Source organism: Yersinia sp. 2540 StPb PI, assembly GCF_052217165.1.
Lineage (GTDB): Bacteria > Pseudomonadota > Gammaproteobacteria > Enterobacterales > Enterobacteriaceae > Yersinia > Yersinia enterocolitica_E.
This window is the reverse complement of sequence record NZ_JAZGQC010000001.1, coordinates 4,771,617-4,797,722: the sequence shown is the minus strand read 5'-3', so window position 1 is coordinate 4,797,722 and position 26,106 is coordinate 4,771,617. Positions and strand designations below refer to the sequence as shown.

The following is a 26,106-nucleotide window of genomic DNA, read 5'->3' as shown; positions in this document are numbered from 1 at the left end:
CTGAATTCAAGATGAAGAAAATTCAATTTTATCTTCTGTTGTTACTGTTATTGCCAATCGCTATCTTGGTTGTTGTTACACCAATGGACAGTGAGAAGCAGTACATTTTTGCATTATTCAGTATTGCTGCGTTCTTTTTACTTGGCATAAGTAAAAGCAGAAAAGTAACAATAGTAATGACAGTATTGTCATTTTTGATGTCATCCCGATATATTTATTGGCGCACGACTGAAACGCTTCATTTTGGTTCTGTAACCGAGACAATATTAGGCATACTTCTTTATAGTGCAGAACTTTACATCTGGATTATTCTAAGCCTTAGTTATTTACAGACTATTTGGCCATTAAAACGAACGATTGAACCGCTGCCTGAGAATACCGATTTATGGCCAACGGTTGATGTTTACATTCCGACCTATAATGAAAGTCTGGATGTGGTTAGAGATACGATTCTGGCAGCCCAATGTATTGATTACCCAAAAGAAAAAATAAAAATATATGTATTGGATGACGGAAAACGAACTGAGTTCGCTGTATTTGCTGCGGATGTAGGGGTTGGTTATATCACTCGAAATGATAACCGCCATGCTAAAGCCGGTAACCTTAACCATGCGATGAAGATTACGCAGGGGGAGTTAATCTGCGTTTTTGATTGTGACCACGTAGCTACCCGCGGTTTTTTACAGGCCACGGTGGGTGGGTTCCTGGTTGATAAGCGGTTGGCGCTGCTCCAGACACCACACTACTTTTACTCCCCCGATCCGTTTGAGCGCAATCTATCAACAGGCCGTTCTGTTCCTAATGAAGGGGCACTTTTTTATGGCCCTATTCAGCAAGGGAACGATAACTGGAATGCGGCATTTTTCTGCGGTTCTTGTGCTGTTATTCGCCGTAAGGCATTAGATGAAATTGGTGGTTTTGCGGTAGAAACAGTCACCGAAGACTCCCATACTGCGCTGAAATTACAGCGTTTAGGTTGGAACTCAGCCTTTATTTCCATCCCACTAGCCGCGGGGTTGGCGACTGAACGTTTGGCGTTACATGTGATCCAACGAACCCGTTGGGCGCGGGGGATGACACAAATTTTCCGTGTGGATAATCCCTTGTTAGGGCGTGGGCTGAGCCTTCCTCAGCGTTTGTGTTATCTCAACGCCATGATTTATTACCAATTTGGTTTGCCACGCGTTGTCTTTTTACTCGCGCCACTGGGCTATCTTCTCTTTAACCAGAGTATTATTGCCTCGTCAGCCGAATTGATTTTCGCCTATGTTTTGCCCCATTTAATTATGTCTATTGCCATCAACTCACGCAGTAATGGCCGCTTCCGCTACTCTTTCTGGGGTGAAGTTTATGAAACCGTAATGGCATTCCATTTGGTTATTCCAACCATCGTTACGATGATTTCACCAAAACGTGGCAAGTTTAACGTGACGGATAAAGGCGACCTACTGGATAAGAGTTATTTCGATTTCAATATTGTTCGCCCGCATATTATTGCAGTTGTTCTGATGTTGCTCGGCATTATATGGGGATTAGTGCGCGTAGCATTGCCAGATTATTTTGGGGTTAATCCGAATGTAATTGCACTTAATATCGCCTGGGCTACTTTCAGTGTCATTCTATTATTTGCGGCTATTTCTGTTGCGCGCGAGACTCGTCAGACACGTAAAACGATCCGCATTGACGTCCAGTTACCGGCCATTATTCATTATAGTAATGGCATATCACTGCGTACTCACACCCTGGACTTGTCAATGGGCGGGGTTCGTCTGGCGATTAAAGACCAACATTTCCCAACTGAGGGTATTGAAGAGGTGGAGCTGATGTTACAACGCGGTGCTGTCAGTCTACCTGTCACGCTTATTGATGTTGAGCCAGGTGCTGTGCGGTTGATGTTTGGTGATATTCCACTGGTTAAACGTCGGGAACTGGTTCGTATTGTGTTGGCCCGTGCAGATGCCTGGATTACCGAGCCTTACCCTCAGGATCGACCATTACATTCATTACTCAGCATTATTCGTTGTGCCTTCGAACTTTTTTATCTGCCGTGGAAGCAACGTCGGGCTAGAAAAAGAAAGCTGGCCCTCCAGAAAAAAGGAAATGCGGCATGAAAGGGATATTGAGCAAGATATTGCCGTCATTGTGGTTTACAGGTGTGGTGGCCGCGTGTTCTCTGGCATTTTTTCCCATCAATGGGTTTGCTGTAGACACTAATCGTGTCGCGGGCCAGGAACAGCAAACTGAAGATGCAGCCACTGCGGGAGATTTCCCTTTATTACCTCGGCCGAACAGTGATGACTCAACCGCTGGGGCGGCGGCTCCTGCGGTTGATAATTACCCGCAAATCGCCAGCGCCCCTGAAAACCGCCCTTTGTATGATTCAACCCTACCGATACCCGTAGTTGATAACCCGGTGGTGGTGACCCGCCCGGCCTCATACAACGCGATAGTGAATACCACGATTACCATTAAAGATATGGGGCAGCCCAATGGGTTGCTGTTAAGTGGCGGTCAATTGCAATCAGGCATTGTTTTCACGTTACCCAATGATTTGGTGATTACCAATGCAAAACTATCTCTGGCGCTAAAATTATCATCAGAGCTGGCTGGCAAGAATTACAGCTTACAGTTAATGCTGAACGGGCAGCCGTTAGGGACATTGCCGCTAACGCCGTCAAGTGAAAACAGCGCGATATACCAAGTTGATGTCCCTGCGGCGATGGTGGTCGCGACCAATAATCTGAGTATGAGTATTACCGGTGACAACACGGTATTGCAGTGTGAAACAGATCAATTGAATAAATTTTGGGTCAGTATTTTACCGACCTCAAGTATTCAATTAGAAGGGCAACAACTGAATATTGGCAAGAATTTGGGGCTATTCCCTCGGCCATTCTTTGATGCCATGCAGATGAAAGAGACCAAAGTGGTTATGGCATTCCCGGCTAATATTCGTGCTGATGTGATTGGTGCTGCCGCCGGTGTTGCTTCATGGTTTGGTTATCAGGCTAATTACCGTGATATTGATTTCCCGGTACAATTTGATTCACTACCCGAAGGTAATGGTATTTTATTTGGTAAGCCGGGTGAGCATATCGGTGATTTTGTGTTACCGCAAAGCACCGGCCCAAGTCTGCAATTGATTGATAACCCGCACAACCCGGTGGCTAAATTACTCTTGGTTATTGGCAATAATGAGGAGGAGTTGCGTCAGGCTGCATGGCGTTTAACTTCTGAGCCATTACCGCCAGAGGCGAGTAGCCTAAGTGTTAAAGCGCAAGCTATCCCGCGTAGCATTCCCTATGACGCCCCGCGCTGGATTAATACTGAACATCCCGTATTACTTAAATCTTTAGTGCCAAATCTCGATGCTTTGACTGCTAATGGTATTTATCATGACGGTATTCATGTTGATTTCCGGGCGGCACCCGATCTATTTATGTGGGATGGAGAAACTATACCCATCCATATTGGTTACCGTTTCCCGATTGAAGACTGGATTGATGAAAATAGCTCCCAACTTAACGTATCGATTAACAATATTTTCTTGTATAACCTGCCGGTAAATAAGAAGGGGTTGATTGAGTCCCTGTGGCGGGCGGTTGGTGGCGATACTCGTCAGGAGAGTTATACCCTGCGTTTGGCTCCTTATCTGATTTATGGTGATAACCAGTTAGAGTTCTATTTCGCGATTAATCCGAAAGCCGGAACCCCCTGTAATCTACTAAACAACAATAATATTAAGAGTCGTATCGAACCTGATTCTTATATTGACCTGAGTCACACCCATCACTTTACCCTGTTGCCTAATCTTTCGTATTTTGTCGGCGCATCCTTCCCTTTCACCCGCTTGGCTGATTTCTCACAAACCTTGGTATTATTGCCCGAAAAACCAAGCAAAACAGAAGTTCGTACATTACTTGGTCTTGTTGCTCGTGCCGGTAATTCAACCGGAAAGCCAGTTATCCACGTCAAGGTGAAGCTGGGCGTGTCCGCAAATGAAAAAGATATTTCACTGTTTGCTGATAACGATATTTTGGTGGTGTCGACATTAGACCATGCTGATTTCACCCAAACACTATTAACCGCGACATCATTTGGCCTGGAAAATGGTGTGCTATCAGTGAAAGAACCGTCGACGTTAGAAAAGTTGGCGGATTACCTCACTGGGGTTTGGTTCCGCCAGCAAGTTGAGGCCGATCGCTACCTTTCATCGACGGATAACTGGCGCGGCTTCCTGAGTTTCCGTTCTGGCTGGAATCCGCAGAAGGTCGTGGTGCTGGCAACCGCAACAGGTGATGATCAATTAGCGAGTATTCACGGCGATTTGAAGTTATCGACGGTTAATGCCGGCGTGCGTGGCGATCTGGCGATTATTACCAATGAAAATGGTGTGCGCAGTTTTAGTGTTGGCGAGCAATTCCCTCGTGGTGAGCTGCCTTGGTATCAAATGATTATCTGGTATGCCAGTCAGCATATCGTGATTTTGGCGTTACTTGCTTTACTGATCTCAGTCATCATTGGTGTGAGCATGTTTGGGTTATTAAAACGCCGTGCGGCAATACGCTTAGGCAAAGATCCTAAAGAATGATAATAAAACTGTTGATGATGTGGGCCTATTGTATGGAGCGGGGTTGATATGAAATCAAGTCATGTAAAGTCACCATTGATTAATGCCCTGTTGCTTACTGGGATGGTCGGATTTGCTGCAATCCCTGTCTGGGGACAGGCGGCAGAGAATACGCCAGCGATAAAGGCATTGTTAGATCAGGCCACCTACTGGCATGAGAAAGCCCATAATGATCTGGCGACTAACGCGCTGCAAAAGATCCTGATGGTCGATCCTACCAACGTTGATGCTTTATATCTAATGTCCCTTTATGCCTCTGAAAAAGGGGATAAAGCCGAGTCGCTTGAATGGCGTAAAAAATTAAATGCGGCCTCCCCGGATGACCCACGTTTGCAGTCGTTAGATAATGCCAAAGTCATGCAGTCCATTTCGCCGAGCCAATTAGCGGCAGCGCGCCAGTTTGCCAGCCAGGGCAATATTCCCAAGGCGATTGAGAGTTATCAGAATTTATTTAACGGTAATAAACCGTTGGATAATTTAGCGGTAGAATATTACTTGACCATGGCGGGGGATGCGGCGACGTTACCAACAGCTATCGCCGAATTACAGCAACGTGTAGCACAATCCCCAAATGATGTTGCTGCCCGCGTGGCGCTGGGTAAAGTACTGACCTACCAACAGACAACCCGCCGTGATGGTATTGCCATGCTTAATAGTCTGGCGGCGACTAACCGCGAAGCTGATGCTGCTTTGCGCCAGGCACTGATGTGGATAACACCGCAACCGGCAGATGAAGGGCTTTATCAGGCCTATCAACAACGCCATCCCGACTCTCAGGTTGTCGCCGATTACTATAAAAAGAATATCGGTGGAGCAGCAAAAGGCCAGGGTTACAGTGAACTTAATCGCGGTGATTTAACCAAGGCAAAAAGCCAGTTTGAGTCAGTGTTGGCGATCAACCCTAACGATGGCGATGCATTAGCGGGTTTGGGGTTTATCGCTTTGCGCAGTGGTGATTTCGCCAATGCAGAAAACTACCTGACTCAGGCGGCCAAACAAGGTGGGGCAAACAGCGCACAACTGGCGGCGCAAGCGCAAGATGCCCATTTCTACGGCGAGTTGGATAAAGCTAAAAAAGCCTTTGCCAGCGGGAATATTGACGGTGCGCTGGCATTGAGCGCCCCATTGGCACAGGCCACAGGGGACAAAGGCACTGCGGTGGCGCTGTTCCGGGCTGATTTGTTGCGGCGCAAAGGTGATTTGAGTGCTGCTGAACAGGCTTACCGCAATATCCTGGCGCAGCAACAGCAAAATAATGATGCGAAATTGGGGCTGTATTATGTATTGCGGCAGCAAAAGAATGATGCCGAGGCACAGCAAGTGCTACAAACCGTGCCAAACAATCTCAAACCCGCCGCCGCGCCCGCCGGGATCAATGTTGAGCCGATTCGTCGTGAGGCTGCATTAGCGCTGCAACGTAATGATCCTGCGGCGGCATTAAATCTGTTACAACAGGCGCTAACTAAGCAGCCATCGAATATCTGGGTTCGTCTGGATATGGCGAGAATACTACAACAACAAGGAAATACAGCCCAGGCGCAAAGTCTGATGGCTGAAGTTTCGGCTCCCGGCGCACCGGCGGATAATCTATATGCTGCCGCTTTGTTTGCCGCTGAAAACAAAGATTGGGCAACCAGTAATGCTTTACTCAATCAGATCCTGCCAGCCCGCCAAACTAAAGAGGTCCGTGCGCTGGCTGACCGTGTGGAGTTCAATCAAAAAATAGCGACAGCAGAAACGGCTCTGGCAAAGGGTGATTCAGCCAGTGCTGCGGCAATATTGCGCGGACTGGCACAAAATCCGCCTACCGCCCCTGCTGATGTCGGTAATCTGGCTAAAGATTTGATGGCTGCTGGTGACAGCACCACGGCGGTTAGTTTAGTGCGTAAAAATATCAATAACGGCATTCATGGCAAGGCGGGCGATTATGCGTCACAAATCAGTGTCTTGACGCAATCTGGCCTGACGCAAGAAGCGGAAGCCTTATTGAGTAATCCCGCGATTCAAAGTGGCAGTTCGCCGATAGAGATCAGTCGATTACGACTAGGGACCACTATCAATCAGGCCGATGCATTGCGTGAGCAAGGCCAGTATGCTGCGGCGTATGACAAGTTGATTGTGGCGCTACAAAGTGATCCGCAAAATATTGACCTGATGCTGGCGATGGGGCGTCTTTACCAATCCGGTAAAATGAATGATGAAGCCGGTAAAGTTTATGCTTATTTATTAAAACGTGATCCGACTAATGAAGGGGCGCGGGTAGGAGCGGTAAACGTGGCACTGGCTAATGGTGATGTCCAGAGCGCCAGACAATTGATGTTGGGAATGCGCGGGCCAAGAACCCCTGAGCGCTTATTGCTTGCTGCCCGGGTCGCGGAAGCTGAAGGGGATCATGAGCAGGCTCTGGCTTTGTTACGTTCCGCCAAAGGTAAAATGATTGGGCTGGAAGGGGCAGACAGTGTTGGTGGCGCGAATATTGCTGGCTTACAACTTAGCGACAATCCGTTTATTAACCAGACCACCCGCACGCAGCCGCGGACCAATTCAAGCTATGGCGCGGTGTTGCCGTGGCAAAATGCGGGCACAGAAGGCGCTGCCATGGGGGGAGTCAATAATCTGGCACCTACCGCTAACGTTGCGCAAAACGGCACCCTGAAGCAAGTTGATCAGATGCTGGATACTTTACAGGATAAAACTGCCAGTTGGGCGCAGGCCAATATCAGTATTCGCAGTCGCGATGGTGAATCGGGCCTGAGTCAATTGACTGAAGCCAAAGCCCCGCTCACCTTTGCCGGTGTGCCTTTTGATAGCTCCCGCCTGAGTTTTACCGTCACGCCGGTATCCCTCAATGCAGGTTCAACCTCAGGTACGGGCAGTAACCGTTTTGGTACCGGGGCATTGCAGCAGGGTTTGGAAGTTAAAAATGCGACAGAGGCATCAGCACTTGCCGCAACTAACTCAGCGGCGGTATTAGCGGCGGCGACAACTGCTCAATTGCAGGCTCAAGCGGATAGAGAAAGTGCGTGTAATGGCGCAGGCGCTGGAACGCAAGGTTGTGTTGATGCCAGGGTAGTGGAAAATGATGCCAACAGTGCCAAACAACTGGCGGCTAATAATCTGGTCACAGCCCAAACCTTTAGTCCAAATGATTTCACCGCCGACTCCCCAGGCTCACAAAGTGAGTCAGGGGTAGAACTGGCACTGGCCTTGGCGGGGGAAGATTATAAAGCCGACATTGGTACCACGCCGTTAGGGCAAGATATGAGTGCCCTTATTGGCGGCGTGCAATGGGCACCTAAGCTTGGCGAATTCGCTAAACTGGCGATGACAGTAGAACGTCGGCCAGTGACGGATAGCTTGCTTTCATACGTGGGTGCAACCGATAAGATCAGCGGATCGCAATGGGGGGCAGTCACTAAGAATGGGGGGGGCTTAAACCTGAGCTATGACGATGGCGATGCCGGCCTTTATGCAGGATTAAATTATTACAATTATATCGGTGATAATGTTCCGAGTAATGGTTCAATTAACTCTTCAGTAGGCGCGTATATTCGTCCTTACCGCTATGATGACCGTGAATTAAAAACAGGCATCAATATCAGCTATATGAATTTCTCTAAAAATCTCAGTTATTTCAGTTACGGTCAAGGGGGCTATTTCAGTCCACAAGATTATGTCAGTGTCTCTTTCCCGGTTGAGTATAGCCAACGTTATGGTAACTGGAATTATAAATTGGGTGGGGCGGTAGGCTATCAATCCTATTCGCAGGATGAGAGTAAATATTTCCCGAATAATCCAGAGTTGCAGGCTCAACTGGAGCAATTGGTGCGCGATGGTTATAGCACTGAATCCCGTTATGCTGCGCAAAGTAAAAATGGCATTGGATATAACTTCAAGGCTGATGGCAGTTACAACTTACAGAAGAATATGCAGATCGGCGGGCAGGTTGGCTATGATACTTTTGGCGACTACTCCGAGACTACCGCCTTGGTCTACTTCAGATATTTGTTGGATGGGAAATAATCATGCAAGAGAATAACTATCTTTCGGAACAACAGGATTATTACCGTCAGCAGCAGCATCAGCCGGGATGGCAAAATGTGGTGCAAGTGCTTTTTTCAGGTATTCAGGCTAATGCTGACAGTGCGGATGGCAGGGCTTTTATCCGCAACATGGGGACTCAACTGGCACAGCATAACCCCTTACCGATAAGTCAGACCGTGGGTGAGTTTGAAGATCAAATTAATCATCTATGGTCCAGATATCATTGGGGATTTTTGCGCATTGCCGCGAATGAACAGGAAATGCAGTTAAGTCACTGTGCATGGCCGGACACGGACAATCTGACTGAACAGTCGCAGTGGAAAACTGCATTTGCAACATTTTTAGAAGGTATTTATAAGGAGTGGCTCAGACAGCAAGGGGGGCAGTCAGAAGTGAATGTCCGTTGGCTGGATAATAAAACCGAAGGTCCATTAGTGTTCCGTTATAAAAACGGCATTTGAGGCATATTATGCTAATTATGAAGGTCATGCGTGTTGTTGTTACCGCCGGTGTGCTATTTGGCCTACTGTTTTCCACCGGAGTACAGGCTTATGAGCCCGGCTGGGAACAATTTAAAAGCCGGTTTCTTAAGCCCGATGGCCGAATTGTTGATACGGGTAACCATGATATCAGCCATACCGAAGGGCAAGGTTTTGGTATGCTACTTGCCGTATTCAATGATGACCGGCCTACCTTTGATTCATTATTGGGTTGGACTCAAAAGACATTATACAATGCAGATACCGGATTATTTTCATGGCGGTATGAGCCGAATGCTAAAGTAAAAGTTGCTGATAAAAATAATGCTACAGATGGCGATATATTGATTGCCTGGGCATTATTACTGGCTGGGGATAAATGGCACAATCGCGACTATACGAGTCAATCTAATCAAATACAGAATGCTATTATTAAACACACGGTCATTAACTTTGCCGGTTACCATGTATTATTGCCAGGCTCTGCAAGTTTTAATCATACCAGTTATGTTGTGATCAACCCGTCTTATTACATATTTCCAGCCTGGAATGCATTCTACCAATACAGTCATTTGAAAATATGGAAAGACTTGAATGACGATGCTATCCAGCAGTTATCCGCGATGAAGCTTGGCAAAGTCAATTTGCCGACTGATTGGGTGTCATTGCGGTCGGATGGTAGTTTCGCACCGGCCAATGGTTGGCCTGCACGTTTTAGTTTTGATGCGGTGCGTATTCCATTATATCTCAGTTGGGGAGGACATAATGGCAGTGCATTGGCGCCTTTTATTGATTATTGGCAAGGTTTTTCGCGTTTAAAAACACCGGCATGGGTCAATGTTGTTACGGGGGCTACCGCGGAATATGCACTGACACCTGGGATGCTGGCGATACGGGATCTTACCTTAGGTGATGCTGCTCAATTAACGGCAGTATTACAACCAGAAGAAGACTATTACTCCTCTTGTTTACGCTTATTATCCTGGTGGGCGGCACAGCAGAAATGAGTAAAAAGCACGTTCTACTTGCAGGGCGTGCTTAGGTCGGTTCATCACGGTAACATCCGCTTTATCATGTCAGGATCAGAGCGTTGTCACGATTTCTGGTTGATTTTTTCCATTAAAATAAGTCGTTACGTAATAAATTTGTTCTATGATTGAAAACCGGCCCTCTGGTTATTGATGGAGGGAGAGTTCATATAAGGAGAACACAATGCCTCATATGCCTTTGATAGCGCTTCCCCACACTCATTCTGATTGTTGTCTTTGCCATAGTCCGGCGTTCGTTCGTATCAATACGGTGTTTGCTCAGAAAGCTGCTCATTCTGCCCCTATAACAGCGGCAACCGTTGCTGCGGCGATCCCAGGAGCGACCCAGCAAAGAAGAGATGTCGCGGCCAATACTGTGCGTGTGATGGCCTTTGTTAATATTCGCCTTTTTGATGGTGTTTCAGACCATTTGCGCGATGGATTGCAAGTATTAGTGGAAGGTAACAGGATCAAGTCGGTAGAGCCGGCTGATAAAGCATTGCCACCGGATGTGGAACGGATAGACGGTGGTGGTGGTGTATTGATGCCAGGGCTTATCGACGCACACTGGCACGCCATTATGGCTCGGCCATCAATGATGACGGCGATGACAGCAGATTTCAATTATATCCAGGCGCTGGCAATTGCAGAGGCGCAGGCGACTATATTGCGTGGTTTCACCACGGTGCGTGATATGGGCGGGCCGGTTTTTGGCCTGAAACGCGCTATTGATGAGCAGGTGACGGTCGGGCCACGTATCTATCCTTCCGGCGCATTTATCACTCAAACTGGTGGGCACGGCGATTTCCGTCTGATTGGTGAATTACCGCATACGCCATCAGACCCCTTGAGTTATGCCGAGCGCGTAGGTATGACGGCGATTGCCGATGGTGCCGATCAGGTGTTACTGCGTGCCAGAGAACAATTGATGCGAGGCGCGTCGCAACTCAAATACATGGCGGGGGGTGGTGTAGCCTCTATGTATGACTCTATCAGTGTGACCGAGGGATCTGTACCAGAGATTCAAGCGGCAGTTACGGCGGCTGAGAATTGGGGTACCTATGTCACCGTCCATGCTTATACGGCACGGGCGGTCACCATGGCGATTAAAGGTGGGGTTAAATGTATCGAACACGGCCAGTTGGTGGATGAGGAGACCGTCCAGTTAATGGCAGAGAAAGGCATTTGGTGGAGCTTACAACCCTTCCTTGACGACGAGGATGCGGTGCCAATGGCCAGTCCGGCATCACGTGCCAAGCAGCTTGAGATGGTTGCCGGTACTGATACGGCCTATAGGTTGGCGAAAAAATATAACATCAAGACAGCGTGGGGCACCGATACATTATTCGATGCCCGACTGGCAACCCGACAGGGTGCTCAATTGGCCAAGTTGACTCGCTGGTACTCACCGCTTGAAATTCTCAAGATGGCCACCAGCGTTAATGCTGAACTCTGTGCCTTCTCCGGTCCAAGAAACCCGTATCCCGGTAAGTTGGGTGTGGTGGAGAATGACGCACTGGCTGACTTGATTCTGGTTGATGGTGATCCACTGAGTGATATTCAACTCATTGCTCGGCCAGAGAAAGCATTCCGGCTCATTATGAAAGATGGGCAAATTTTCAAAAATACGTTGGGCAGCGATCTGTAGTGGCTTTTTATGATCGAATAGCTGTTTTTCTGCCTGTTAACGCCGCATTAACTGAGGCCGAATAATGAATGATATGACTTCCCTTAGGAAGCCAGAGTGGTTTTTTTTCAGGGGGTTAGCGAGTACCAACCTGAACTTATGGCGCGGGTCGTTAGTTCTGTTATCGGTTATTGTTCTGAGCGGCTGCACCGGCGTAGCGGCGCCCTCTTTTTCATTGGTGGGCTCTTACTTTCCATCCTGGATGGCGTGCGCTTTTATCGGAATAGTTGTGGCAGTGATGGCTCGCATTCTGTTTATTCGGGTGGGTATTGATGAGGTGCTGCCATGGCGGCTGTTGGTGTATGTCTGCCTGGCGCTTGCTGTGGCATTTATCAGTTCCCTATTACTGTTTACACGATGAATGATGAATATGAATAAACTATCAGGGAGTGGGCGTAAGCGGCAACTGGCGCTTATCGTCGCCGGCGTTATCATCGTCGCGGCAGTGATATCAGGCTGGCTTTCCGTGCGGCAGACTACCCTGAATCCATTATCTGAAGATGCAGAATTAGGGGCCAGTGTGGTGCATGTTGCCAGTTCGGTACCTGGCCGTATTATCTCGATTAATGTTGTGGAAAACAGCAAAGTCCGGCGGGGTGACCTGCTGTTTACCATCGAGCCGGATCTCTATCGGCTGCAAGTCGCACAGGCGCAAGCTGAATTGAAAATGGCAGAGGCGGCTCGCGATACCCAGCAACGGACGGTGGTCGCTGAACAATCCAATGCCGCGATTACCAATGAACAGATTGTACGGGCGCAAGCCAATCTCAAGTTAGCGACTCAGACATTGGCCCGGCTACAACCTCTGCTCCCTAAAGGTTATGTCACCGCCCAGCAGGTCGATGATGCGGCGACGGCGAAACACGACGCCGAGGTTAGCCTGAAACAGGCATTAAAACAGTCATTTGCTGCCGAGGCTTTAGTCAGCACGACTGCGGCCGCTGAAGCGTTGGTAGTGGCACGGCGCGCGGCGCTGGCTATTGCTGAACGGGAACTGGCGAATACACAAGTACGAGCCCCTCATGATGGTCGGGTGGTGGGGCTGACGGTCTCGGCCGGGGAGTTTGTCGTCCCGGATCAGGCCATTTTTACCCTTATCAATACTGAACATTGGCATGCCTCGGCCTTTTTCCGTGAAACGGAATTGAAGCATATCAACGTGGGGGATTGCGCTACCGTGTATGTTATGGCGGACAGACAGCGCGCGATTCAGGGGCGAGTTGAGGGGATTGGTTGGGGCGTCAGCTCTGAGGATATGCTGAATATTCCACGTGGCCTGCCTTATGTCCCGAAATCATTAAATTGGGTACGTGTTGTTCAGCGTTTCCCAGTGAGAATCAGTCTGGAAAAACCGCCGGAGGACCTGATGCGAATCGGGGCGACTGCTGTGGTTGTTGTGCGCAATGACGACGGTTGCTGACGGTACACTCGGTGGCATAATCCGTCAGGCAAAAGCGGATTTAGCCTATTTCCCTGGGCGAGTGGCGATGGCCTGGCGGGTTGCTGCACTCTGTGCATTGATGGCTATGGTTGCCATGGTGTATGGCATCCCGGAATCCGCTATCAGTTGCTATCTGATTATTTTCGTCATGAAACCGGACGGCGTAGAAAGCATGGTGATGGCGATTGCTATCACCATCCTGGTGTCGCTGGTGGTTGGTCTGGTGTTTCTGCTTATTCATTTCACGTTGGAAGCCGCGCCACTGCGCATGGCAGCCTTGATTGTCAGTTCGTTTCTGTTTCTCTATCTTGGCTCAGCCAGTAAGCTCGGCCCGGTGGGGAGTATTATTGCGCTGGTTATTGCGTTTGTGATGACGTTGCTCAGTGATATACCCATGGGTGAGGTCGCAACGCGGGGGCTGTTGTATGCCTGGTTAATGGCGGTTTCCCCGATGTTGCTGATTATTGGTTTTAACCTTTTCTTTGGCCGGGCACCCCAGACGTTATTGCGGGCCAGTTTAGCCGAGCGACTTTTCACCGTAGCCGAGACATTGCGCCAACCCGATGCCACCAATATGGCTAAGCTAACCGAGCTACTACAGGAAGGGCAAAATGAGCATCAACAGCGGGCGCTTTTTGTACGTATCTTCCATCTACGCCCCTCGCCAGAAGCAGCCTGGTTGGAAAGTGCCGTAAAAAGCAGTTATCGCCTGCTATTGGCAACGTCAGCTTTATCTGCTGGCTCACCAGAGAATGAGCGTATCGAACTCGCGGGCTACTGTCGCGATGCGGCACAGGCGATAGCGGCGGGCAATCTTGCTGTTACCCCTCACTTTGCTATTGAGAATGCGGGTGATGAGATCAATGAAATCAGAAACGCACTGCTAGCACTGGCGAATGCGGATAATGGGCAAGATTTGGCTGCCCCGAAATCCTCATTCTTTGCCGCAGATGCACTGACCAATCCTGCTCATCAGCGTTTTGCGCTAAAGACGACCGCCGCCGCCCTGATTTGCTATCTGGTCTATACCGCATTGGATTGGCAGGATATCCATACTGCCATGATCACCTGCTATGTCGCGGCGTTAGGTACCACCGGTGAGACAGTGCATAAACTGGTACTGCGGATTATCGGGTGCTTGATCGGCGCGTTAATGGGGGTTCTGGCGATCATTTTCATTATTCCCTACCTGAGTGATATTGGTCAATTGATGGCGCTGGTGTTTGGCTGCATTCTATTGGCCGCTTGGGTTTCCTGTGGCAGCGAGCGTATCGCTTATGCCGGTGTGCAGGTCGGGCTGGCATTCCTGCTGACGGTGTTGCAAGGCTTCGGACCAAGTACAGATTTGGGGGTGGCACTCGATAGGGTGCTTGGGATCTTGCTGGGTAATCTGGTGGTGTATTTGATTTTTACCCGGTTGTGGCCGGTGGCTATCGTAGATGCGGTGCGCATACATATTAGTAACACGTTGACGGGACTGACAAATTTGGCAGCGCTGTCGCCTGATGCACGGCCTGCGGCACTAAGAGAAGCGACAACCATTGAGGCGGAGATTACCCAAGCGCGAGAAGAGCTGGCACTGGTTCCCTTTGAGCCAGCACAATTACGCCCTTCACGAGAAGAGTGCGCACGCTTATACGCAATACTGGCAGAAATGAGTAAATTGTGCCCAGTGCTGTTTCTACCGACTGAAAAATCGGCGTCTGATGTGGAACAACTGCGTCAGCTCTCGCTTGTCGGTGACATTACCGCGCAACAAGGCGAGCACGTGCCAGAGAGGGAATCTTCATGGCAGGGGTTATCGCCAGTTGAACTGACTATTGGGCAACGTATAAAAAGACTCGGGGAACTTCTGGGAACTTGATGACATGACGACTCACGCGGTACTGACGGCCAGGATAGCCAAAATGGGCCTTATTTGCACGGCGGCTGGCTTATGCATATTGATTACGGGGTGTGCCACTGAGCGACTTGACCTCGCGCCAGCCTCCTATTCCGAACCTTGGGTCGCGGATGCCAATACGGGCAGTGCTGCGGGCGCGGGTAATTTCTCTGTGCCAGCTAATCCGCTGGTGGCAGAACTTCCTCAGCCACCGGCAATAAAGAGCGGACATCTTTACTCATTACCTGAGCTGATTGATATTGCCCAGACTCAGAATCCAGATACCCGCATTGCCTGGCAGCAAGCGCGACAGGCTGCATTGGCTGTCGGTATGGGGGAGGCGGTATTTTTACCGATCATTTCAGCCAGTGTTATTGGTGGCTACCAGAGTACCAGCACACCGTTACCTTACGCGATTGGCAGCCATCAGGATGTTAATACCTCCGGGAGCGCAGTTGTTCCGGCGCTGGCATTACAGTGGCTTATCTTTGATTTTGGGCAGCGTAGTGCATTACTTGACGCAGCTAAACAAACCTCTTATGCCGCCAATGTTAGCTTTAATGGGATGCATCAGAAGCTAATCTACGATGTCACACGGACTTATTTCCAATATGGTGCCGCGCAGACCCAGAGGCAGATAGCAGAGCAAACGCTGAAAAATAGCTTAAAGATTCAAGATGCTGCCGAACAACGTCAAAAAAATGGTATTGCCACCACCGTCGAAGTGGCGTTGGCGCGCCAACAGGTGGCACAGTCTGAACTGCGCCGCGTGATGACAAAAGGTACGGAACGCGATGCTTATCAGGCATTACTGGGGGCGATGGGGGTTTCTCCCTCATTAGATATCAACATCGCTTATGCCGAAGACCGCGCTTTGCCAGATGTTGCCAGCACGCCGACCGAAAATATGATTCGTCTGGCCCTTTCCCAGCGGCCTGATGTGTTAGCCAGCTATGCGGCGGTTGAAGCTGCCAAGGCAGGTATCAAAGCCACTGAGGCCGACTTTTTGCCAAAAGTCTATCTTGCCGGAGCAGTCGCAGGCGGTGATGGGCGCTTTGATATTCAGGGTCTACCTGGGATTAGCCAGCAGACTTCATCCTCTAGCATTTTGGTGGGGGTCAGTGTTCCTCTTTACGATGGCGGGATACGGGCGGCGCGGGTCAAAGAGGCGGAGTCTCGTGCGGCAGTTGCAGCGGAAGGATTTAAGAAAACTCAGGAGTTGGCGGTGCGTGAAATCGTGGTGGCGGCGGATACTTTGCACTCGGCGCTTGAGTCTAATCAGGCGGCACTCAATCTGGTGAAAACGTCATTTATCACCTATGACGCTGCACTGGAATCTTATCGTAATGGTGTAGGTACCATCACGGTCGCTAACGAAGCGGCCAATGGCTTGTTGAATGCACAACAGATGAGTACCGATGCCCACGCCGCTTCGCTGGTCGCCGCTGCCAATCTGGCTTTTGTGATGGGTAAAATGACAAATACCTCACAACCTCTCGAGTTGCTTCATTAATCATAGAAATAAAGGGGCTTTCTTTTGGCGATAGGGGACGTTATTCAGGGGGTTGCACAAATTAACACAGGAGATGATAACCCATTAATGACATAGAGGTTTTTATCTATATTTTTTACACTGACAAAATACTGTACATCATCACGTGTTGTCTGAATGAATTTCGACCAGACATTATCTGGCACATCATCAATAGCTCTTATAATTTGAGTGGTGAAGTTGACTGTATAAACACCGTTATTATCCAAGGTGGTGTAGTTGAATGGCAGAGCACGATTTAATATATATGATGATGTTTTATCCTGTGCCGTTCCGGTGAATTTTATGAAACCATCACCATTGCGGGATAAAAAGATACTCACATCTGCCAGTAATGAAACAGAATCATAGGTATTAATGTTTTTTTTCAGGTATAGCTCAGAATCGCATTGTAAAACAACTTTAGGCAATAGTTGATAGGCCCAGAAAATGGCGACGGCAGCTAATATCGTCAGGTAAACCACGGTAAGGTAACCTTTTTTCATCGTGCCTCTCCCGAGTTAATCCTGATCGTTCTGCACGCGTTATATCTACCCTGTTCATCTTCAATACATATACCTATAAAGGTGAGCTGATTAATCTTATAACCATCACTTCCTTTGGTATAAAAGATATGGTGCTTTTTCACTGAGCAGTCAATTTTTTCCTGCTTGAGGTCGCGCCGTGCCATATCAAGACCTCCCTCTTCGGCAGGGAATGTCGCATTTTTCTGGATAAAAATCTGGCATTGGTCAATTTCGCCAGAGAGTAAATAATTCGCTTTGCCAATGGTAACGTCGACCCAGTTGGCGTAAATCTTAAGAGCTGTACCTAATACTGATAGGATCACCAAAATAAGTAATATTTTGGATCTTAGTATTGTCAGATATTTTCGACCCGGGACTATCACTTCCCGGGTTAACGGGGCAATAGTTGGCATCAGGGCCGCGGTATTAGGCTGGCTAGTGGCTGATATTTCTTTGGAGTGCTCTGCTGCTATATCATAGCGTTCTTCTCCGGTATCTAGCTCTGGCTGTGCGGTACTCAGTATTGACTCAATCCGCGCTGTAAACTGAAAACCATGTTTAGGTATAGTCGTGATGACTTGTGGATTTTCACCTAAGGCTGTCAGGGCTTTTCTCAGTTCACTAACATAAGCATTCAGGTTGCTGTTTGATGCAGTAAAACCATAGTCTTCCCACACATTCTTCAGCAGTACTTCTCTTTCTATTGGTTGATTCTGATGTTTGATAAATTCAAGCAATAGCCGGGTTGCCGGGTTGGACAATGTCACCGCCCGTTCTTCGTCATTCAACTCCATCAATATCTTTTCTGATGGATTAAACACAATCGTAAGATTAAGTATATATTTCATCTATGACTCTAATGGACTAAACAACCTTTTAGTCGGGGCTAAATCAAAAACGGCAATGCAGTCTTAGGTTAAGCTACTCTCATAAATTTGTTTTTTGAAATGTTTTTTATGACTGACGGCTCTTTTTGTGGAAAAGAAAATAGGGCTAACCAACGCGGGCATAAAGAGCAATATCTCTTAACGAGCATTAAGAATCACTACTGCTAGAATTTAACATTTAATCAGTCTCTGCCTTATCATTAAATTAAAACTCCCCATCATCGCATTTAACCTTGTTTTTCATAAGTTTATTATTCTTTTTGTTTTATTTAAAATGGCATTTAAAGGGATAAAAAAATGTATAAGACAATATATCGATATAAAAATCTATGTTTAAGGTAAATAAATGCTCAAATATACTTTCTTTAAAAAGTTGCTATCATTGTTACATCCTGATTTAGGCAAGGTGTCGTAACCCACATAGGTTTATCTCACTATTTTCTTTTCAGGGGCGTAACGACATTGGCGCCGTATGCTGACTTGCAGCAGAAATAGAGTTTCCTATGAACGATGTTATCGGCAGTGATTTTATCATCTGCCGATGAGTAATATCGTTTTTTGAATGTGGGGAATTCTATATTTAATAAATCTATTTAAATCAGTATGCAGACATCAATAATAAATGAATTAACGTTATTTATGTTTGATTTATCCATATTAAATCACCCTCTATTAAATAGAGGGTGGCATCTATCTGTGGTTAAAACAGCCATACCATTTATCGGGAAACCGAAAATTAATATCACCATAAAGGAATAGCTCCATGCGTAAAACAATTTTCTCTCTGGCTCCTGCCGCGTTGGTGTTACTGGCGGTAGCAGGGAATACCCAAGCAGCATCTAACGCCCAATTAACGGTAACCGCTAACGTTGTTGCGTCAACTTGTGATGTTTCTTTGTCTACCAATAATCTGGATCTAGGTAACTATGCACCATCATCATTTACTGGTGTTGCTACTCCGATTCCCGCTAGCCAGAAAACATTCACTGTGGGTTTAAACAACTGTGAAGCACCGGCTGCTGCGGGTGATAAAGCCTATTTGGTCGTTACCGGGCAAACGCTGGGCGGTAACCCAAACATGTTTAACTCTACGGGTACCAACACCGGTGTCATGTTGAGTCAGGTTGCGACCCCAACCGCTTATATCAGCAACAATGACAAGTTATTGGTTGCTACTGCGGGAACAACACCAGCAGCCGGTGACTTTAATACTAAGACACTGAGCTTACAGGCTGGCCTGGCTTCAACCACCATCACTGGTATCAACATTGGTGCTGTTAGCGCGCCCATCTTGTTTGCCTTCGCCTATAACTGATTTTCTTAATGGTGGGTGGCTTCGGCTACCTGCCATTCTGCCTCTTTTCCTTTTTACCTTGGAGCGAAAGAATGAAGCGCCTAAAACTGCTTATTCCCCTGATGATGGCGCTGCTGTCTTGTCCACTCGCGGTATTGGCTGATGGATTTGGTATCAATGCCACCCGTCTGATTTACCCACAGGGCACCGGTAGCATTGCTGTCACGGTACGTAACACGCAACCGATATTGCCTTACTTGGTACAGGTTTCGTTAAGCCGCACAGCAGACAGCTATAAAGCGACACCATTTACGGTAACGCCACCGATATTCCGCCTGGAGCCCAAGAGCGTGAACCAGATTCGCATTGCGGGTAATGACACTGATTTACCTAAAGATCGCGAATCCGTTTTTTATTTCCATGCGACAGCGGTTCCCGCTGCGGCCTCACCTACCGAAGCTCAACAAAGCACGGGTGTACAAGCCTCGGTGCAATTTGGTGTGGGTAGCATTATTAAACTGTTTTATCGCCCCGCAGGCTTGCCATCGTCGGCTGCGGATGCACAAAAAAACCTTAAGTTTCACCAGGTCAGTAATGGGCTGGAGGTCAGTAATCCATCACCCTATTTTGTCAGCCTGGCCAGCCTTAAGTTTGGCGGACAAGCACTTAAGTTAGATTCACCTGCGGCATTGATGATCGCCCCCTTTGGTGCACATACCTATCCCACAGTGGCGAAAGGCAGCAGCGTGGAGTGGCAAACCATTAATGACCAAGGTGGCGTAGATGCATTTAAACAGCTTCTGCCGTAAGAAAGTGCTTTGGGTTGGTTTGAGTTTGTTGGTCGGCGGAATCAGCATTAACACCCATGCCGTGACACTGAACTTTTCTGCATCGTTAGTACAAGGCACTTGTTCGTTAAGTCTGGATAAAAGTGTGCTGTCGCTAGGTGATGTACAGCAGGCTAACTTACGCAGCGAAACACTACTCAATTTACAGCCCGTTACGCTCACTGTTGATAATTGTAACGGTGCCGCAAGTGCCAGCTTGCAGCCAGTAGTTATCGCCCTTGGTCCGGGTAAGAGTCAAAACGGAAAATGGCTGTTTCGCAGTAGTGATTCTGATGTGGGCGGCGCTGGCGTGATGTTAGTGCAAAGTGCCAGCCAACCGAGTTATGCCAGCACGGAGGTCAAATCTGGTGATTATTTCCCGTTGGCCGCCGTGGGGCAGACACCCGTCAATAAACAATTACAGTTCTTTGCCGGCGTTAGTTGTGGCGGTGTGACTGATTGCGCCACGGTTAAACCGGGGCAACTCACTGCCAATGTTAATTTTATTTTTGCCTATCGCTGAGGTTGCCATGCCATTTGCACACTTTTCCCTTATCACGCTGCTATTGATGATTTTTGTAGGGGCACCGGCAATGGCGACCAGCAAGGGGGGCGTCAGTTTGAGCCAGACTCGAGTGATATTTTCCGCTGAAGATAAAGCCCAAAGCCTCACAGTAAAGAATAGCGGTATGCAAAATTATTTGATTCAAAGTCGCATCCAAAACGAAATGAAAAATGATGCGACAGTGCCTTTTATTGTCACGCCGCCGCTGTTTCCGTTAGGGGCTGAAGGTAACCAATTACTGCGTATCCTTAAACAGGGTGAGGCGCTGCCTGACGATCGAGAGTCCCTGTTTTACCTTTCGGTATTAGCCATTCCGAGCCAGCCAGAACCTGTGCCTGAAGAGGCGCGTTTATCAATGGGTTTTCAGTTTGTTATCAAGCTGTTTTATCGCCCTACGGCTCTGAAGGATGTACCCCAAAATGTGGGTTGCCAACTGACATTTAGCCGAGTGGGAAATGGCATTCGTATTGAGAATCCAACCCCTTATTTTATAACGTTTGGGACGCTGAAGTTCGACCATAACGTTATCAACTTAGACACAGCCCCGTCGATGATTGCGCCGATGAGAGCACAGACCTATCCCGTTGCTGGTTCAATCAAGCACGTGGAGTGGCAAACCATAACCGACGCGGGTGGTTTGTCTGCATTGTGCCAACACACTGTGTCGCCATCACAGGAATAACCAAAATGAAATGCCTTATCTCATTCGTGACGCTGCTGTTATGCAGCTTGTTGGTATTTGCAGGCGCGCATGCGGCACCCTCTGAATCCCAGGGGATTTCTTTTTATGTGCTGCGGGTAATTTACCCGGCAAGTGAGCAAAAAGGCGTCACCTTAACCGTGAATAATAAAAGTGCTGCCCCCTATCTGATGCAGTCGTGGATCCGCCCTGTCGATATGAAAACCGGTGATGTGGATTTGAATTACACCGGGCAGCCGAAGATGCCTTTTATTGTCACCCCTCCGTTGGAGCGTTTAGAGGCAAATAGCGAGCTGACACTGCGTATCCGCCATAACGGTGAACCGTTGCCAACGGATCGGGAGTCAGTCTTTTTTATCTCGATGAAAGCTATCCCTGCTAACAAAGAATCTGACAACGCGGGACCGTCGGGCCAGATGGCCGTGACGGTAGTCAGCAATATGAAGCTGTTCTATCGCCCTGAGGGGTTAGCTAAACGCGCGGTGGCCGAGGTGGCTTCTCAATTGCATTTTCGCCGTGAGGGTCATGAGCTGATTGCTGAGAACCCAACGCCATATTGGCTCACCTTTTCGCAATTGAAAGTTGGTGGCAGTGCGCTGGATAAACCCGCACTACGGCTGATGGTGCCACCGAAAGGGCAGCAGCGCTATACCTTGCCGGCGACGGCAAAAGGCAGTGTGGAATGGCAACTGATTGATGAGGATGGCTGGAGCACACCGGCTAACCAGCAAGCTTTATAACTTTTTCTGATTTTGATGGACAGACCACGTGATGCACAACATAACAATAAAAAACAGGCGTAACACGCCCACTTTTTCGCCCATTCTGATAGGGACCATGCTGCTGGCAGGGGCTTTTCCTGTCTTGGCGCGCGACTACTTTGACCCTCGTCTGTTAGCGTTGGGCGGAATGCAGTCGACCAGTGCTGATTTGAGTGCTTTTGAATCCGCCGGCCAGGTCGCGGAGGGCCGTTATCTGGTGACACTGTGGATGAATCAGTCGGATCAGGGTCAGTACACCTTGATGTTTAAAAAAGATGCACAAGGGCAGGTTCAGCCAGAGCTCACGCCTGCTCTCCTCCAGCAACTGGGGGTAAATACCACGGTGTTGCCGGGTTTTAGCACATTACCAGCGGATGCTCCGGTCAATGATTTGGCTGCACTCATTCCTGATTCTCAGGTGCATTTTGACTTATCCCAATTGCGGCTGGACATCAGTGTGCCGCAGATTGCCATGCAGCAAAACGCCGCCGGTTATGTTGATCCCGCATTGTGGGATGACGGTGTGCCCGCGTTGCTGATGAACTATAGCCTGAATGGCAGCCGAAACTGGCAGAGTGCGCAGGCTGGCATGGACAGTAGCGAACAGACCAATCTGTTTGCCAGCCTGCGTAACGGACTGAACTGGCAGGCCTGGCGTTTGCGCAGTGATATGACCTATACCCGCAACCAGAACAGCGGCACCGCTTCGTCGAGCCAGCAAAATACCCGTTTTTCCAATACCTATTTACAGCGCGATATTCATGCCTTGCGTGCCGAGGTGCTGGCGGGGGAAAGCAGTACCGGCAATGAGGTGTTCGACAGTATCCCGTTTCGCGGTATTAAACTTAATTCCAGCGAAGAAATGCTGCCTAACAGCCTGCGGGGTTTTGCGCCGGAGATTTCCGGGATTGCGCAAAGTAATGCACGTGTGACTGTTAGCCAGAATGGCAATGTGGTGTATCAAACCTATGTCGCCCCGGGGCCGTTTCGCATTAATGACCTCTATCAGACCAGTCAGGGCGGGGATCTGACGGTCACTATCACCGAGGCTGACGGCACTGTCCGCAGCCAAACGATGGCCTTTTCCTCTTTACCGGTGATGCAACGCCCCGGCGCGCTCAAATATGAGTTCACCACCGGGCGTTATAACGGCGGCATAACGCAAGGCTCGCGTGAAGCTACCTTTGGGCTAGGCACATTTATCTATGGTTTGCCCTACGACATTACTCTGTACGGCGGTGGGCTGATGGCAGAGGACTATCTTTCGTTCGTGGCCGGATCTGGTCTGTCATTAGGAGATTTTGGCGCGCTTTCAGCTGATATCACCACCTCTAATGCCAAATTGTACGGACAAGATGAGTGGCAACAAGGTCGCTCTTATCGGTTGCGTTATGCCAAAAGCTTGCTGAGTACTGGCACCTCGGTGGATTTGGCGGCCTATCGGTATTCAACCCGCCACTATTACAGTTTCTCAGACTTCAACAATCTGGGATATGAACTCAATGACAGCCAGGTACCTTGGGCTTTAGAGCGTCAGCGTTCCAATTTTCAGGTGCGCATCAGCCAGCAATTAGGGGGCTGGGGGGCATTGTATCTATCGGCCTCCCGCAATGACTTTTGGGGTAATAACCAGGTGAATAACACGGTCTCTGCGGGGTACAACACCAGCTACCGTGGTGTGAGCTATGGGTTGGCCTACAGTATTGACCGTATTAAAGGTGACAGTGGTTGGCCTGAAAATCGTCAGTTATCAATGAACATGCAGGTGCCCTTTAGCCTATTTAGCTCAGCGCCAGCGGTGAGCCGCAGTTATGCCAACTATCAAATGACCCATAACAATCAGGGGCAGGTTCAGCAGCAGGTCGGCGTCAGCGGTAATGCGATGGATGACCGCCTTTCTTACAGTGCAATGCAGAGCTGGTCAAACGGCAATAGTGGTGATAATGCCACCCTGAATGCGGGCTATCAGGGCAGTAAAGGGATGGCAAACATCGGGTACAGCTACAGCAGCCAGTTCCGTTCGCTGAACCTCAGCGGCAATGGCAGCCTGGTCGTCCACCCGGAAGGGGTAACACTGGGGCAAATGCTGGGAAGTTCGGTGGCGATAGTGAGTGCGCCAGGCGCGGGCGGTGTCGAGGTGATGAACGGGAATGTCCGTACCGACAGCCGTGGCTACGCGGTGGTGCCGTATTTATCGAATTACCAGAACAACAATATCAGCCTGAACCCGGCCACCTTGCCGGATGACGTCGACATGGCGAAATCGAGCCTGAATGTCTACCCAACCAAAGGGGCGGTGGTGATGGCGAAGTTTGATACGCGAGTCGGCTATCAGGCACTGGTGACTCTGCGTCGTGGTGAAACCGACATCCCCTTTGGGGCTGTCGTCAGGGTGGAGGGGAGTGCCGCGGGTGAAAACAATACCGGCATTGTTGGCGACGCCGGTCAGGTATACCTGAGTGGATTGCCGGAGAAAGGCCGATTGGTGACGAAATGGGGTCAGGGCGCAGACCAGCAATGCCGTGCTGTATTCGATTTGCAAACCAGTAAAGCTACATCAGGCAACAACCCGATCCGTCAATTAACCGCTCGCTGTGAAATCAGTTAATCACACCATGACATCCGGTAAACATGAATTTGTAGGAAAGAAAACGACATGAAAATAATTAGTCAACTATTGCGGCGGTCAGTATCTCGTTATTGCCCCGGCCTATGTCTGCTGGCGCTAATCGGGCAATCAGCCGTGGCGGACACGATTACCATTGGTAAAGGCAGTGGCATTGTGTGGGAGGGAATGCCATTTAGTGCCACCAATAGAGCCCCTACCACCACGGCCAGTTTCCCAAGCCCGGATCTATATGCCTACGATAGTATATATATTAACCCCACGAGTTTATCGTCAAGTTCGTGTGTACCGGACAGTTCGCTGACGACCATTGCCGGGTATAAAGTGTTCAAGATAGCCCCTGGGCTTGGGATAATTCCCCGGGCAACCGTCACGGCCGATTATGTGCTGGCGAACAACACGCCAGAGACGCTCAGTGGCACCATTGGGTTGCCAAGTACACAAGCCACGACGTCGAGCGGTGCGGTGATAACCAACCCACTCCAGGGCGGCGGCTGGTGTTTAGCCCCAAGAATGTCCGGCAGCACTAATTTCTATAAAGCCGGCACGTATATTAATGCGACAGCGACAGGAACGTGGGTGATGGTGGCTGATGGCACGCAAACCAGCCAGAGCAATATTGCATTATCTAATGTGAATTTCTCTACGTCAGGAAATGGTTATAAGACTTTTATTCCTATCTTTTCAAAGAACACGACAATCCGAATTTCGACACTGGAGTGTACGGTCAGCACCCCCACTCAGATTGATTTTGGTACAGTCTCCAGTAACCTTCAGACGGGCGCGGAACTCAGCACTAAGGCTAATTCGTTGATAACGCAATGCTCGCAAGACGGCGCTCAGGGTATTAATGCCAATATCAATGTGCAGTTCCGGGCACTAACCGGTTTGTATGAAAATGCCCCCACCCGTCTGGCACTCAGTCAGGGTGGGGGCTATATTACTGGCGAGATTAATAATGGCGTGACCGGCAGTGGTAGTTGCACGGCAACCACCGGGATGCCCTTTGATAACACCCAGCTAAAAGTCGGCAATATCACCAGTACACAAACAAGTCAGAACACCACCAATCAGGTGACATGGCGTTTATGCTCGGGGGGCAGTTCGCTGCCGACCGGTGCTGTTAGCGCGGCGGCAGAAATGCTGGTGACGTTTAACTGATTTTAAATAATAGCGTGGTAGCAGCCCTTGGCCACC

General features: G+C 48.9%; 19 protein-coding genes. 17 read left to right on the top strand and 2 right to left on the bottom strand.

Annotated features, from left to right (window positions below; genetic code table 11):
• Nucleotides 1-11 precede the first annotated feature (11 nt).
• The 10 genes from bcsA to V1956_RS22425 all read left to right on the top strand — a co-directional run bounded on the left by bcsA (nt 12) and on the right by V1956_RS22425 (nt 16,704).
• Nucleotides 12-2,111, top strand: a complete 2,100-nt coding sequence (gene bcsA, locus V1956_RS22470) for a UDP-forming cellulose synthase catalytic subunit (RefSeq protein ID WP_372560567.1) — start codon at nt 12-14, stop codon at nt 2,109-2,111.
• On the top strand, nt 2,108-4,591 hold the full coding sequence (bcsB, locus tag V1956_RS22465; RefSeq protein ID WP_420071207.1) for a cellulose biosynthesis cyclic di-GMP-binding regulatory protein BcsB: 2,484 nt from the start codon (nt 2,108-2,110) through the stop codon (nt 4,589-4,591). The genes bcsA and bcsB overlap by 4 nt, the downstream gene beginning before the upstream one ends.
• 48 nt (nt 4,592-4,639) lie before the next feature.
• Entirely contained in the window at nt 4,640-8,653 is a 4,014-nt protein-coding gene (locus tag V1956_RS22460; RefSeq protein WP_442825719.1) for a cellulose synthase subunit BcsC-related outer membrane protein, read from the top strand.
• 2 nt (nt 8,654-8,655) lie between these two features.
• On the top strand, nt 8,656-9,135 hold the full coding sequence (bcsD, locus tag V1956_RS22455) for a cellulose biosynthesis protein BcsD (protein ID WP_083162555.1): 480 nt from the start codon (nt 8,656-8,658) through the stop codon (nt 9,133-9,135).
• Between the two features lie 8 nt (nt 9,136-9,143).
• Nucleotides 9,144-10,160, top strand: a complete 1,017-nt coding sequence (locus V1956_RS22450; RefSeq protein WP_372560571.1) for a glycosyl hydrolase family 8 — start codon at nt 9,144-9,146, stop codon at nt 10,158-10,160.
• Between the two features lie 205 nt (nt 10,161-10,365).
• Nucleotides 10,366-11,829, top strand: coding sequence for a metal-dependent hydrolase family protein (locus V1956_RS22445; protein WP_420071204.1), 1,464 nt, complete (start codon nt 10,366-10,368; stop codon nt 11,827-11,829).
• 64 nt (nt 11,830-11,893) lie between these two features.
• Nucleotides 11,894-12,229 (top strand): YtcA family lipoprotein, encoded by a 336-nt coding sequence (locus V1956_RS22440; RefSeq protein WP_372560572.1) that lies wholly within the window; start codon nt 11,894-11,896, stop codon nt 12,227-12,229.
• Nucleotides 12,230-12,238: 9 nt separating this feature from the next.
• Nucleotides 12,239-13,288 carry a multidrug transporter subunit MdtN gene (gene mdtN, locus V1956_RS22435; RefSeq protein ID WP_372560573.1) on the top strand — a complete coding sequence of 350 codons (1,050 nt, stop codon included), beginning with the start codon at nt 12,239-12,241 and terminating at the stop codon, nt 13,286-13,288.
• A complete protein-coding gene (locus V1956_RS22430) occupies nt 13,272-15,173 on the top strand; it encodes an FUSC family protein (protein ID WP_372560574.1) in 1,902 nt (633 codons plus the stop codon). Before mdtN ends, V1956_RS22430 begins: the two co-directional genes overlap by 17 nt.
• 4 nt (nt 15,174-15,177) lie before the next feature.
• A complete protein-coding gene (locus V1956_RS22425; RefSeq protein WP_442825718.1) occupies nt 15,178-16,704 on the top strand; it encodes a TolC family protein in 1,527 nt (508 codons plus the stop codon).
• A 44-nt stretch (nt 16,705-16,748) separates the two neighbouring features.
• Here V1956_RS22425 and V1956_RS22420 read toward each other — a convergent pair whose 3' ends face one another.
• Together V1956_RS22420 and V1956_RS22415 are read right to left on the bottom strand one after the other, a co-directional pair.
• Nucleotides 16,749-17,228 (bottom strand): FidL-like protein, encoded by a 480-nt coding sequence (locus V1956_RS22420; RefSeq protein ID WP_420071201.1) that lies wholly within the window; start codon nt 17,226-17,228, stop codon nt 16,749-16,751.
• Nucleotides 17,225-18,097 carry a winged helix-turn-helix domain-containing protein gene (locus tag V1956_RS22415; RefSeq protein WP_442825717.1) on the bottom strand — a complete coding sequence of 291 codons (873 nt, stop codon included), beginning with the start codon at nt 18,095-18,097 and terminating at the stop codon, nt 17,225-17,227. Before V1956_RS22415 ends, V1956_RS22420 begins: the two co-directional genes overlap by 4 nt.
• Before the next feature lie 802 nt (nt 18,098-18,899).
• Here V1956_RS22415 and V1956_RS22410 point away from each other — a divergent pair.
• The 7 genes from V1956_RS22410 to V1956_RS22380 all read left to right on the top strand — a co-directional run bounded on the left by V1956_RS22410 (nt 18,900) and on the right by V1956_RS22380 (nt 26,070).
• Nucleotides 18,900-19,451 carry a fimbrial protein gene (locus V1956_RS22410; RefSeq protein ID WP_420072195.1) on the top strand — a complete coding sequence of 184 codons (552 nt, stop codon included), beginning with the start codon at nt 18,900-18,902 and terminating at the stop codon, nt 19,449-19,451.
• A 71-nt stretch (nt 19,452-19,522) separates the two neighbouring features.
• Nucleotides 19,523-20,239: a fimbrial biogenesis chaperone gene (locus V1956_RS22405; RefSeq protein ID WP_420072194.1), complete on the top strand. Its 717-nt coding sequence runs from the start codon at nt 19,523-19,525 to the stop codon at nt 20,237-20,239.
• Nucleotides 20,214-20,780, top strand: coding sequence for a fimbrial protein (locus V1956_RS22400; RefSeq protein ID WP_372560580.1), 567 nt, complete (start codon nt 20,214-20,216; stop codon nt 20,778-20,780). The genes V1956_RS22405 and V1956_RS22400 overlap by 26 nt, the downstream gene beginning before the upstream one ends.
• Nucleotides 20,781-20,787: 7 nt before the next feature.
• Nucleotides 20,788-21,504: a fimbrial biogenesis chaperone gene (locus tag V1956_RS22395; RefSeq protein ID WP_442825716.1), complete on the top strand. Its 717-nt coding sequence runs from the start codon at nt 20,788-20,790 to the stop codon at nt 21,502-21,504.
• A 5-nt stretch (nt 21,505-21,509) separates the two neighbouring features.
• On the top strand, nt 21,510-22,262 hold the full coding sequence (locus V1956_RS22390) for a fimbrial biogenesis chaperone (protein WP_420072192.1): 753 nt from the start codon (nt 21,510-21,512) through the stop codon (nt 22,260-22,262).
• 97 nt (nt 22,263-22,359) lie between these two features.
• Nucleotides 22,360-24,891, top strand: coding sequence for a fimbria/pilus outer membrane usher protein (locus V1956_RS22385; RefSeq protein ID WP_420075246.1), 2,532 nt, complete (start codon nt 22,360-22,362; stop codon nt 24,889-24,891).
• A gap of 48 nt (nt 24,892-24,939) precedes the next feature.
• Nucleotides 24,940-26,070, top strand: coding sequence for an adhesin (locus tag V1956_RS22380; protein ID WP_420075245.1), 1,131 nt, complete (start codon nt 24,940-24,942; stop codon nt 26,068-26,070).
• The last annotated feature ends 36 nt before the right edge of the window (nt 26,071-26,106 follow it).